Origin of the sequence: Lacinutrix jangbogonensis (assembly GCF_000797445.1) — a bacterium.
Taxonomy (GTDB): Bacteria; Bacteroidota; Bacteroidia; order Flavobacteriales; family Flavobacteriaceae; genus Lacinutrix; species Lacinutrix jangbogonensis.
The window spans coordinates 51,429-63,480 of sequence record NZ_JSWF01000046.1 but is presented as its reverse complement, the minus strand read 5'-3'; the positions used below and the strand labels follow the sequence as shown (position 1 = coordinate 63,480).

The 12,052-nt window shown below is 32.2% G+C and carries 11 protein-coding genes and 1 pseudogene; 7 read left to right on the top strand and 5 right to left on the bottom strand.

Annotated elements, in window-relative coordinates; genetic code table 11:
• The first annotated feature begins 4 nt into the window (after positions 1–4).
• Entirely contained in the window at positions 5–475 is a 471-nt protein-coding gene (locus RH82_RS17370) for a hypothetical protein (RefSeq protein WP_052158412.1), read from the top strand.
• Positions 476–528: 53 nt separating this feature from the next.
• Here RH82_RS17370 and RH82_RS17365 read toward each other — a convergent pair whose 3' ends face one another.
• Positions 529–1,236, bottom strand: coding sequence for an OmpA family protein (locus RH82_RS17365; protein ID WP_034062721.1), 708 nt, complete (start codon positions 1,234–1,236; stop codon positions 529–531).
• Positions 1,237–1,242: 6 nt separating this feature from the next.
• On the bottom strand, positions 1,243–1,716 hold the full coding sequence (locus RH82_RS17360) for a lipocalin family protein (RefSeq protein WP_034062719.1): 474 nt from the start codon (positions 1,714–1,716) through the stop codon (positions 1,243–1,245).
• Positions 1,717–1,841: 125 nt separating this feature from the next.
• Here RH82_RS17360 and cysQ point away from each other — a divergent pair, with 125 nt between their 5' ends.
• The 5 genes and pseudogenes from cysQ (at position 1,842) to RH82_RS17335 (ending at position 5,945) form a co-directional block, all read left to right on the top strand.
• Entirely contained in the window at positions 1,842–2,639 is a 798-nt protein-coding gene (gene cysQ, locus RH82_RS17355; RefSeq protein ID WP_034062717.1) for a 3'(2'),5'-bisphosphate nucleotidase CysQ, read from the top strand.
• Positions 2,640–3,071 (top strand): DUF2061 domain-containing protein, encoded by a 432-nt coding sequence (locus RH82_RS17350; RefSeq protein WP_034062716.1) that lies wholly within the window; start codon positions 2,640–2,642, stop codon positions 3,069–3,071.
• Between the two features lies 1 nt (position 3,072).
• On the top strand, positions 3,073–3,675 hold the full coding sequence (gene cysC, locus RH82_RS17345) for an adenylyl-sulfate kinase (RefSeq protein ID WP_034062767.1): 603 nt from the start codon (positions 3,073–3,075) through the stop codon (positions 3,673–3,675).
• A pseudogene (gene cysD / locus RH82_RS17340) lies at positions 3,668–4,572 on the top strand (sulfate adenylyltransferase subunit CysD). The gene cysC and the pseudogene cysD overlap by 8 nt, the downstream one beginning before the upstream one ends.
• Positions 4,573–4,691: 119 nt before the next feature.
• Positions 4,692–5,945 (top strand): sulfate adenylyltransferase subunit 1, encoded by a 1,254-nt coding sequence (locus RH82_RS17335; RefSeq protein WP_034062715.1) that lies wholly within the window; start codon positions 4,692–4,694, stop codon positions 5,943–5,945.
• Between the two features lie 11 nt (positions 5,946–5,956).
• Here the strand turns inward: RH82_RS17335 and RH82_RS17330 are convergent, their stop codons facing one another.
• The 3 genes from RH82_RS17330 to metG are packed head-to-tail and all read right to left on the bottom strand — an operon-like array spanning position 5,957 to position 10,847.
• Positions 5,957–7,372, bottom strand: coding sequence for a hypothetical protein (locus tag RH82_RS17330; protein WP_156112527.1), 1,416 nt, complete (start codon positions 7,370–7,372; stop codon positions 5,957–5,959).
• A 10-nt stretch (positions 7,373–7,382) separates the two neighbouring features.
• A complete protein-coding gene (locus RH82_RS17325; RefSeq protein ID WP_034062710.1) occupies positions 7,383–8,795 on the bottom strand; it encodes a hypothetical protein in 1,413 nt (470 codons plus the stop codon).
• Positions 8,796–8,798: 3 nt separating this feature from the next.
• Positions 8,799–10,847 (bottom strand): methionine--tRNA ligase, encoded by a 2,049-nt coding sequence (metG, locus tag RH82_RS17320; RefSeq protein ID WP_034062708.1) that lies wholly within the window; start codon positions 10,845–10,847, stop codon positions 8,799–8,801.
• A gap of 184 nt (positions 10,848–11,031) precedes the next feature.
• Here metG and RH82_RS17315 point away from each other — a divergent pair, with 184 nt between their 5' ends.
• Positions 11,032–12,036 carry a S66 peptidase family protein gene (locus RH82_RS17315; protein WP_034062706.1) on the top strand — a complete coding sequence of 335 codons (1,005 nt, stop codon included), beginning with the start codon at positions 11,032–11,034 and terminating at the stop codon, positions 12,034–12,036.
• Positions 12,037–12,052 lie beyond the last annotated feature (16 nt).

Genomic DNA, 12,052 nt, shown 5'->3' with positions numbered 1-12,052 from the left:
CACAATGAAACATTTTTTTAAATTACTTTTTATTTTAACTTTTATCATAACGAGTTGTCAAAAAGAAAAAGAAACTCCAGAAACAAACGCAGAAGCATTTAAAGCAGTAGAGCAAGTTGTGCAAGGTGTTTTTGATGATGTATGGGCCGATAAAAATGAAGATGCAATATTAAAATATCAAACAGACGATTTTATATTGCTAGAACATGGAGAAATTTGGACTAATGACACGATTTCTAATTGGTGTAAAAAAGCAAAACTTAGGGATGATGGTTCTAAACGAATAAATAGGTTTGATTTCTTTAAAGCTAGGAAAGAAGGGAATCGTGTTTGGATGGCTTATCACAACTACGCGATTTTTAAGAAAGATACTATTTTAGGAAAGTATGAATGGCTGGAGAGTATTGTTGCCGTGAAGCAGAATTCTAAATGGAAATTAGAGATGATGCATTCAACTAGAATACCAAGACAATAAAAAAAAGGCCTCATTATTTACTAATGAGGCCTTCAAATATTAAATTTTATTAGTTAGTTTTCACCAGCTTCTGTTTCGGCATCATTCTTCATTTTTTCGTTTGGAACAATCGCAATATTTACACGTCTGTTTTTCGCTCTGCCTTCTGCATTCGAATTATCATGCTTTGGTTGAGTTTCTCCATACCAATTGGTTTCAAGTCTTACACCATTTACACCTTTGCCTGTAATATAATTTGTTACGGCGTAGGCTCTGTTTTTAGAAAGAGTCATATTACTTTCTTCCGTTCCCACACTGTCTGTGTGGCCTACTACTAGAATATTGGTATCTGGATACTCTTTGAAAATCCCAATTAATTTATTCAAGTTTACTTGTGAAGCATCATTAACATAAAATTTTGCTGTGTCAAAATAAACACCACTATTTTCATCGAAAGTAATTACAATAGCATCGTCAACACGTTCTACAACAGCACCAGGAATTTCATTTTCAATTTTTTGAGCCTGCTTATCCATTTTATTACCAATAAGTACACCTGCACCACCACCAAGAACTCCGCCGATAATTGCTCCTAGTTCGCCATTACCACCTTTTCCAACATTGTTACCAATAATAGCACCTAAAATGGCACCACCTGTAGCCCCAATTACGGCTCCTTTTTGCTTATTATTCGTATTTTTTACAGCGTTGCAGTTGGATAAAGTAAACACCAATAATAAAGTTAATAGTGCACTCGAAATTTTATATATTTTTGATTTCATAATAAATTATAGTTTAGAAAAGTTCATGTTAATTATAAAAGGTTTTCCATCTACAGTTACTGTTTGTTGCCATTGCATGGTTGTATCCGATAATTGAGACAGATTTAATCTAAAACCTTGGTTTGTTTCACTTTTTCCTTTGGCATCTGTCGGCTTTAAAAGAAAGTTATATAAACCTGTGGTTTTATCTACTTCTTGTATAGTAAAATTGAAGTTTCTTTCTCCAGTATTGCAATCGCTATTCAATATACTATAAGTTCCAGAGTTATTATTAGGAATAAACTGCCAAGTACTGTTTTCGAAACACTCCTTCGAAACATCATTTAGCAACGATATTTTGTATGTTCCAGCTTCGCTATAATTTACGGAGTTAAGAGACCATTGGCCTTTAATTGTTTTTTGAGATTCCCTCACAACTTTTGAGCTACTGCAAGACAACAAAAATGAGGCCGTAAGCAGAAGTACTATTATTTTTTTCATTTATTTCAACTTTAAAATACAAAGTAAGGAAAGAAATATTATAATAAAAACTAAATTAGCAAATGTTTAACCAAGTTGTTATAGCAATATCGTTAGACACTGTAACAGTTACATATTAAATTTAAATGAAAAATAAGCAATTAGAAATCGCAATTGAAGCTAGTTTAAAGGCAGGTAAAGTAATTATGGACGTCTACAACTCTAAAATTGAAGTAGAATATAAAGACGATAAATCGCCATTAACCGAAGCAGATACAAGAGCAAACGATATTATAAATACTTTTTTGGTGCCAACTAATATTCCAATTATTTCTGAAGAAAATAAACAAACCGAATACAGTACTAGAAAACGATGGAACCAATGTTGGATTGTAGATCCAGTAGATGGCACAAAAGAGTTTATTAAACGTAATGGAGAGTTTACAGTAAACATTGCGTTAGTGACAAATGGCAAGCCAGAATTAGGTGTTATTTATGTGCCAGTTACTAAAACTATTTATGTTGCAAACGTTGCTGAAAATGAGGCGTTTAAAGCGCAACTTGACTCTCATGAGGTTTCTATTGAAGCTGTTTATAGGGCTGCAGTTAAATTACAACCAAAAGCGCTAAACTCAAACCCTGTTCAAATAGTAGGAAGTCGTTCGCATATGAGTCCAGAAACTTTGGACTTTGTAGATGCTATAAAAAACGAAGGAAAAGAGGTGGAAGTCGTTTCTAAAGGAAGCTCATTAAAATTTTGTATAGTTGCAGAAGGTAATGCTGATGTTTACCCAAGATTTGCACCAACAATGGAATGGGATACAGCAGCAGGGCAAGCAATTTGTAACGCTGTTGGAATACATGTAATTTCAAAAGAAACAAATCAAGAATTACTATATAACAAAGAAAACTTACTAAACCCTTGGTTTTTAGTTTCTAAATAAATGTCGGATTCATCATTTAAAAGACATATTGCAAAAACCATAACTTGGAGAATTGTAGGAACCATAGATACAGTAATCTTATCATGGATTATATCTGGAGATCCATTTACTGGTTTAAAAATAGGCCTTGCGGAAGTTGCAACTAAAATGGTTTTATATTATTTACATGAACGCGCTTGGTTTAAAATAAACCTCACTAAAGATGGTGTAAAGCTAGAAAGCAGAAAAAGACACATAGCAAAGACTATAACTTGGCGTTTTATAGGCACCTTAGACACCATGCTATTAGCTTGGTTTATTTCTGGAAACCCATTAACAGGATTAAAAATTGGTTTTGCGGAAGTAGTAACAAAAATGATATTATATTATTTCCATGAAAGATTATGGTATAAAATAAATTACGGTTTAGATGAAAGAACAAAAAAAGACTGACATTAGTAAACATATAATTACTCAAGATTATCAGGTTAATAAAGAAGATAGAAGAGCTTTAAATAAGCACAACTCTTTTTTAATATGGTTTACAGGGCTTTCAGGTTCCGGCAAATCAACAATAGCTAATGTAGTAGAACAAGCTTTACATAAAAAAGGAGTAAAGACCTATACGCTTGATGGTGATAATATTAGAAAAGGGATAAATCAAGATTTGACTTTTACACCTGAAGACAGAACAGAAAATATAAGACGCATAGCTGAAACAGCAAATTTAATGGTAGATGCTGGTTTAGTTGTATTAGCAGCATTTGTTTCTCCGTATAAAAAAGACAGAGAGAATATTAGAAATATCGTTAAAGATGTTAACTTTGTAGAGATTTACATAAACACTAGTTTAGAGGAATGCGAGCGTAGAGATGTTAAAGGCTTGTATAAAAAAGCAAGAGCTGGTGAGATTAAAAACATGACAGGAATTTCTGCACCTTATGAAGCACCAGAAAATCCTGAAATAGAAATTAGAACAGAAGAACAAACGGTTGAGGATGCTGTTCAGTTTATAATGAATCACATCAAATCAAAATTAAAATTTAGCGATGAGTAAATATTACTTAAATTATTTAGACGAGTAGAAAGTGAAGCCATCTATATTCTACGTGAAGTCTGGGCACAATTTGAAAATCCAGTAATATTATTCTCTGGAGGTAAAGACTCCATTCTGGTAACTCATTTAGCACAAAAAGCATTTTATCCTGCAAAAATTCCTTTTCCATTAATGCATGTGGATACAGGACATAATTTTCCGGAAACAATCCAGTTTAGAGATGCTATTATTAATAAATTGGGTGTGAAACTAATTGTAGGTTCAGTTCAAGAATCTATTGATGATGGAAGAGTAGCCGAAGAAAAAGGAAAAAATGCAACACGTAATGCCCTTCAAATAACAACACTTTTAGATGCCATCGAATCTAATAAAATAGATTGCGCAATTGGCGGCGGACGACGTGACGAAGAAAAAGCAAGAGCAAAAGAACGTTTCTTTTCTCATCGTGATGATTTTGGACAATGGGACCCAAAAAACCAAAGACCAGAATTATGGAATATCTTTAACGGTAGACATTTTGAAGGCGAACATTTTAGAGCATTTCCAATTAGTAACTGGACAGAAATGGATGTTTGGAACTATATAAAAAGAGAAAACATTGCAATTCCTTCTTTGTATTTTGCACATGAAAGAGAAGTGGTTTGGAGACAAGATACTTGGATTCCAAATTCAGAATTTTTAGTTTTAGAAGACCATGAAGAAGTGGTAACCAAAAAAATACGATTCAGAACCTTAGGAGATATTACAATTACAGGAGGAGACGAGTCTGAAGCAGATACCTTAGAGAAAATTGCGACAGAAGTAGCAGGGATGAGAAATACTGAGCGCGGCAATAGAAGTGATGATAAGCGATCAGAATCTGCTATGGAAGACAGAAAACGTCAAGGCTATTTCTAGGACGTAATATATTATTCTTGAAAAGAGAACCTTAAGCAGTACCAAAAATAAAATATATTTTGTTTGCAGGCCGCTGGAGAAACTAGTATAAAGTTTTTCTCAAATTTTAAAAAATAAAAATGTTAGATAACAATCAATTATTACGTTTTACAACAGCCGGAAGTGTAGATGACGGAAAAAGTACTTTAATAGGTCGTTTACTTTACGATTCAAAATCAATATTTGAAGACCAATTAGAGGCGATTACCAATACTAGTAAAAAAAGAGGTCATGAAGGTGTTGATTTAGCTTTGTTTACAGATGGGTTAAGGGATGAGCGTGAACAAGGAATAACTATTGATGTTGCTTACAGATATTTTACAACACCAAAACGTAAATTTATAATTGCAGACACACCGGGACATATACAATACACACGTAATATGGTTACTGGTGCATCAACTGCTAATGTGGCAATTATCTTAATAGATGCTAGACATGGCGTTATTGAGCAAACTAAAAGACATGCTTTTATAGCATCATTATTACAAATACCACACATTATTGTTTGTGTGAACAAGATGGATTTAGTAGATTTTTCTGAAAAAGCATACAATAATATCGTTGCTCAGTTTGAAGAAATAGCCTCAAAAATGCTAGTAAAAGATATTCGTTTTATACCAATTAGCGCATTATTAGGTGATAATGTGGTTAATAAGTCTAAGAACATGGATTGGTATCAAGACGCTCCTATGTTACATGTATTAGAGACCATGCATATTAGTAGCGATACTAATAAGGTAGATGCACGTTTTCCCGTACAAACCGTTTTAAGACCGCAAAGCAATGAATTTAGAGATTATCGTGGTTATGCTGGTAGAATAGCAAGTGGTGTGTTTAGAACAGGTGATGAGGTCACGATAATGCCATCAGGATTTACTTCAAAAATTAAGTCTATAGACACTCTAGACGAGAGCCTAAAAGAAGCTTTTGTTCCTATGTCAATTTCTATGACGTTGGAAGACGACATCGATATTGGAAGAGGAGACATGATTGTACGCTCTAACAATAAACCAGAAGCGTCTCAGGATATAGAAGTCATGCTCTGTTGGTTAAATAATACGGCAGCAAAACCTAGAGCTAAATACACTATAAAACACACATCTAACAGTCAAAAGGCAATAATTAAAGAGGTTATTTACAAGATAGATGTTAATAGTCTAAACCGAAATAATGAAGATAAAGAGCTCTTGATGAATGATATCTCTAAAGTTAGAATACGCACTACAAAACCACTTATGGTAGATTCTTACAGAGAAAACAGAATAACAGGAAGTATTATACTTGTAGATGATACTACAAATGAAACTGTTGCCGCTGGTATGATCGTTTAATATGATTTTTTCTAAAACCTTAAGAGATGATAGGTGCTTTCTTTCTGATTGAAATAGCCAAAGTACAATTGGTTATTATGGAAAAACACATCTTCGCCACTTATATACTTTAACTTAGATTTATATTCCTCTATTTGATCAAAAATGTTTGACTGTAATTTTCCTTTTACATGATTAAACTTTGAATCTAGAATAGAATTAAAATAAGTTGATTTGGTTGTCGAATAACTATTATAACTTAGATATGTAGTATTGTAACCAGTAAAGGTTCCATTAACGCTGTTAACAGGAGTCATCATTCCAGATGGAGGCATAACTTGAAAACCTCCTAACGTTAAATAATAATACCCTTTATTTTTAGTAACACTAATTCCTATATTTCCACCATTAATTTTTCTAAGATACTTTTTAGTTAGTTCCATTTCTCTATTGGTTAAAAAGGGTAGAGCTGTTTGGCCTTCTTGTATTATTGGTGAGTTTTTGAATGTAATAGGTCGATCTCTGTAGATATTAAATTCTTTAATAATATTATAATCAAAGTCTTTTATTTGAAATTTTAAAGTTTCTTTTGATGAAGCCATTTGATAGATATGATCTTGATATATAAAAGAATTATAATTTTTAAATTCAGTAGTTTTAGATTTTGGATAGGGATACGTTTTGTAATCTAGAGTTAAATTTTCTAGGTCCATAGTATAGAGTTGAGTTTCTTTCTCGTTGACATCGAATGTAAGTATTATAGATTGGTCCTTTTGATACAGCTTATTTTTATTAGAAGTTTGCTCTATTGAATTTTCAACTCTTGAATCAATTTTGGTAATATTAGGGCTCTCTTTTCCTGCCAAAATAAAAACGCCCATTTGAACCTTAGAACTCATTAAATTAGTGTCATTTTCTATTTCATCCAGATGAAAAGACTTTAATAAATCAAAGCCAAGGTTGTTATTGTAGACGCTAATGTTGAGTGTTAAGCCATTATTAGTTGATAACAGATATAATTTATTATTATAATTAACAACATCTAAAAGAAGATCGTCTTTTAAATCAATATTAATTTCATTTGAAACTCCACTTGAACTATCGAAATCTAAGCTTAAAACTGCAAATTTATTTTTGTTTTCATTGGTATATAAAACCTGATAAATACCATCATTTAAACTATAACCTAGCGCCTTATCGTATTTAGATTTTATATTCTCTGTTTTTAGTTCAGATTTTAAACTAAAATCTGAACTAAATAAATAGGCATAGATATCTTTACGTTCAATTATTACAACCGCTAATTCATTATTATTTACATTAGAAATGGTGTATGAATCTTTTTTAACGCGTTTTGAAACCTCTCCATTTTTAAACGAAAGCGCTTCTTGTTGTGCAAATAGATTATTAGAGATAATAAATAAAAGTAGTGCTAAAGTATATTTCATAAAGATATTACTAATCAAAAATAAATAATCTATATAAACCTGTTTTGTGGTTAAAAGAGCCCCAAACATAGTCATCTTTATAGCGAAATACAGATTGTGCACCTAAGTGTCCAAAGTCTTTTGTGAATGCGTTTATTTTATCGAAACCATTTTCAGTAATTAAGTTGGAGTTGTGGTTGAAGTTTTCATCAAATAAACATCGAATTTGTACAGATTTTGTTTGCTCATAACGACTAAAAGCAGCAAATAAAGCACCGCCAGCCATTCCTCCGAGAACTAAACCAATGGCAGTCAATGTGTCAGAAGTAGGTTTAGTAGAGCCTATTGTAACTATATAATTATTAAAATCTTTATACACTGAAACACCCAAATATTGGTTAGATATTTTTCTTAAATATTGAGAAGTATTATTAAGCACGCGACCAGGATTTTCACTGTCGCCTACTTTTTGAATCATTTTTGTATTCTTAAAATCTATTTTTTCATGCTTATCAACTTTGTAACTTTTAACCATCTCCATTTCTGGATAACTATAAACCGAAAACTGAAGTTTATCGTTTGTAGCATACACATTAAAATAATGATTGTCGAAAATAAAAGAATTAATTCCAGATTTGAGTTCTCCCTTAATAAAGCCTACATTTTCTATAGCATTAAATGTTAATGTTCCGTCTAAAACATTAATGTCTACTATATAAGTGCGCTTTCCAAAGAAGTTATTTGTTAATAATATTTTATCATCTTTATAGAACACTTTAGTTTGAGCAGTTACACTTTCTAATGCTAACGGTTCTCCAACTTCAATCTTCTTGATTTTAGAACCATAAGAAAAAATTAGACTATTAAAATTGACAACTAAATCGGTGTCTGATTTTATTAGGCCTTCCGCTAATAGAATTTCTTTTTTATCAATTTTCGCGTTATTATCTAAAGTATAAAGGTTTAGTTGCGAGGTCCTATAAATAGAGGTTAGAATATAAAATTTATCCTTATCTACAAAACTTTCTATAAATTGTTCCTTTTTAAAATCGATATCTAAATTGTCTACTAAATTAAAAGTCTTTGTTTTAAAATCTACTTTTAGGTAGCTAAATTTTAATCCAGAATTACGTTTAAAATAAAGTAGGTAATTATCGTTTTTTATAGAATGACCAATAATGTTACAGCTTTTTTTAGGAATACCGTCGACAACTACTTTTGAAATTAATTTCTGATTTTCGTTATACAAATAACCTGTTATTTGCTTTTTTTCTCTTAAAAAGAAAGCAATATTGCCAGTGCCTTTATCAACAACTGGCAAGGCGTCTTTGAGGTTAACATATTCATCTTGTAAACCTGTTTCAATTACTATCCAATTTCTTTGTGCTGAAATTGTTGATGTGATTAATAAGAAAAGAATAAACGAGAATAGTCTACTAAGCATTAGTTAATTTATTTGTAATCCATTCCCAACATCAGCAGCATCGGGATTTACAAACACCAGTTTCCCTTCTGCATTTTCGGTCATTAAAATCATGCCTTCACTTTCAACACCACGTAAAGCTCTTGGTGCTAAATTAACCAAAACGGTTACTTTTTTACCAACGACTTCTTCGGCTGTAAAACTTTCTGCAATTCCAGAAACGATGGTTCTAACGTCTATTCCGGTATCTACTTTTAATACTAAAAGCTTTTTGGCTTTCGGCATTTTTTCAGCTTCGATAATTGTCCCAACACGCATATCAAGTTTTGTGAAATCGTCGAAAGCAATGGTATCTTTTTGTGGTTCTATAACTTTATTTGCAGTTTCGTTAGCTTTTTTACTAGCTTCTAATTTTTCTATTTGCGCTTGTATTTCGCTGTCTTCAATTTTAGAGAATAACAATTCACCTTTTTCTATTTGGTGATTAGCAGGAAGTAATGTTTCTTTTGTTGAAATGTCGCTCCAAGAATTCTCTGTAGTGTTTAATATCTTTTTTAATTTAGTTGAAGTAAACGGTAAAAACGGTTCGCACAAAGTTGCTAATGCTGATGCAATTTGTAAGGCAACAAACATGATTGTTTTTGTACGCACTTCGTCTGTTTTTATTAATTTCCAAGGTTCTTCGTCTGCTAAATATTTATTTCCTAAACGCGCTAAATTCATTAATTCTTGAGATGCTTCTCTAAAACGGTAACGTTCTAAAGAGCTTTCAATAACACTAGGGAAAGCTTTTATGGTTGCTAGGGTTTCGTCGTCTACTGTAGAGAAATTGCTTGGAGCAGGAACAACACCTTCGTAATATTTATTGGTTAAAACAACCACACGATTAATAAAATTCCCAAAAATGGCAACCAATTCGTTATTGTTTCTTGCTTGAAAATCTTTCCAAGTAAAATCATTATCCTTAGTTTCTGGTGCATTTGCAGTTAATGCATAACGCAATACATCTTGTTTTTCTGGAAAATCTTGTAAATAGTCTGGCAACCAAACGGCCCAGTTTTTTGAGGTTGATAACTTACTGCCTTCTAAATTTAGAAACTCGTTTGCAGGTACATTATCCGGTAAAATATAAGAGCCTTCTGCTTTTAGCATGGCAGGAAAAATAATACAGTGAAACACAATATTATCTTTACCAATAAAATGAACTAATTTGGTATCTTCATCTTTCCAATACGGTTCCCAATCTTTACCTTCTTTTGCAGCCCATTCTTTGGTTGCAGAAATATAACCTATTGGCGCATCAAACCAAACGTATAATACTTTGCCTTCGCCTCCAGGAACGGGAACAGGAATTCCCCAATCAAGGTCACGTGTTACTGCTCTTGGTCTTAATCCATCATCTAACCAAGATTTACATTGCCCATAAACATTAGCTTTCCAATCTTTTTTATGACCTTCTAGTATCCATTCTTTTAAAAACGCTTCATGTTTATTTAATGGCAAAAACCAGTGTTTTGTTTCTTTTAAACTTGGCACATTTCCTGTGATTGCAGATTTAGGATTGATTAAATCTGTAGCATTATGACTCGTTCCACAATTTTCACATTGGTCGCCATAACTTTCTTCATTTCCACATTTTGGGCAAGTTCCAATAACAAATCTGTCTGCTAAAAACTGATTAGCTTCAGTGTCGTATAATTGTTCCGTTACTTCTTCAATAAATTCATTTTTATCATACAAATTCATGAAAAATTCTGATGCTGTATCATGGTGAATTTGAGCCGATGTACGCGAATAGTTATCGAAAGTAATTCCAAAGTCTTCAAAAGATTGCTTAATTATTGCATGATATCTATCTACAATTTCTTGAGGTGTAACACCTTCTTTTTTTGCTTTAAGAGTAATTGGCACACCATGCTCATCGCTTCCACAAATAAATGCAACATCATTTCCTGTTAGGCGCTTGTATCTCGCGTAAATATCTGCGGGCACATAAACACCAGCTAAATGACCAATATGTATGGGTCCATTAGTGTATGGTAAAGCGGCAGTAATTGTATATCTTTTAGACATTTTGTTTTCTTTTTGAAGCTGTAAAATTAACGATTTTAGATGAAGTAATAACAAGAAAAAGTGAGTCTATTAAATTGTAAACTTATGTTTATTGCTTTATAGAGTACAATTAGGATGTAAAAATGTGGTGTTTTTATATTTGTACTTCATTTTAACTTTGTAAAATATCGTGTACATTTACAATATGATTAAAAAAGTATGCATTATCACCTTGTTATTTTTCTTCGGAAGTATTAGTGCTTCAGCTCAAAATAGCACAACCATTAAAACACCTTCTAAATTGATACAACCACCTTATTTAAAAGCAGGCGATACTGTCGCTATAGTTGCACCATCTGGTGTCTTAAAAAACTGGAATGATGAAGTTGCACGTGCCAAAAAATTATTAGAAAGCTGGCAATTAAATGTTGTTATAGGTAAACATGTTTTTAGCAAAGACAACCATTTTGCTGGTACAGATGCAGAGCGCTGTGAAGATTTTCAAACGGCATTAGATAACCCAAATATTAAAGCGATTTGGAGCGCAAGAGGAGGTTATGGTACTGTTAGAATTTTAGATAAATTAGATTATTCTAAATTTTTAAAACAACCAAAATGGGTTATTGGTTATAGTGATATTACTGCGTTACATAACCAAATCCATACCAAAGGTGTAGAAAGTATTCATGCTATTATGTGTGTAAGTTTACCTGAAGATTTATCAGAAATTAAAGAAAGTATTGACACCTTTAAAGCTGCAATTTTTGGCAAGTCTATTCATTATACTTTAAAAGGCTCAAATTACAATAGAGCAGGCAAAACGTCTGGTCAATTAGTAGGTGGGAATTTAACAATATTACACACGATGTTAGGTTCTAACACAAGTATTGATGTTAGCGGAAAGATATTATTTATTGAAGAAATTGGCGAATATAAATACCATATTGACCGTATGTTGCAGAGTATGAAACGTGCAGGTTATTTCGATAATTGTAAAGGTGTTATCGTTGGGGATATGAGTAGAATGAGAAAAAACACAACGCTTTGGGGAACAAGTGTAGAGCAACTTATTTTAGATGCTTTAGCTGAATATAATTTTCCAATAGCTTTTAATATGCCTGCAGGACATGAAGAGGATAATCGAGCGATGATTCTGGGAAGAATGATACAATTAACAGTGAGTAGAGAGCAGTCTGCAGTCACTTTCTAGAATTAATTTTTAAGTG

Bases quoted from the DNA above. Each gene is read 5' to 3' on its own strand.
- RH82_RS17330 (WP_156112527.1), bottom strand. From the start codon at position 7,372: ATGAAATATACTTTAGCACTACTTTTATTTATTATCTCTAATAATCTA.
- RH82_RS17325 (WP_034062710.1), bottom strand. From the start codon at position 8,795: ATGCTTAGTAGACTATTCTCGTTTATTCTTTTCTTATTAATCACATCA.
- RH82_RS17350 (WP_034062716.1), top strand. From the start codon at position 2,640: ATGTCGGATTCATCATTTAAAAGACATATTGCAAAAACCATAACTTGG.
- metG (WP_034062708.1), bottom strand. From the start codon at position 10,847: ATGTCTAAAAGATATACAATTACTGCCGCTTTACCATACACTAATGGA.
- RH82_RS17365 (WP_034062721.1), bottom strand. From the start codon at position 1,236: ATGAAATCAAAAATATATAAAATTTCGAGTGCACTATTAACTTTATTA.
- RH82_RS17370 (WP_052158412.1), top strand. From the start codon at position 5: ATGAAACATTTTTTTAAATTACTTTTTATTTTAACTTTTATCATAACG.
- cysQ (WP_034062717.1), top strand. From the start codon at position 1,842: ATGAAAAATAAGCAATTAGAAATCGCAATTGAAGCTAGTTTAAAGGCA.
- RH82_RS17360 (WP_034062719.1), bottom strand. From the start codon at position 1,716: ATGAAAAAAATAATAGTACTTCTGCTTACGGCCTCATTTTTGTTGTCT.
- RH82_RS17315 (WP_034062706.1), top strand. From the start codon at position 11,032: ATGATTAAAAAAGTATGCATTATCACCTTGTTATTTTTCTTCGGAAGT.
- RH82_RS17335 (WP_034062715.1), top strand. From the start codon at position 4,692: ATGTTAGATAACAATCAATTATTACGTTTTACAACAGCCGGAAGTGTA.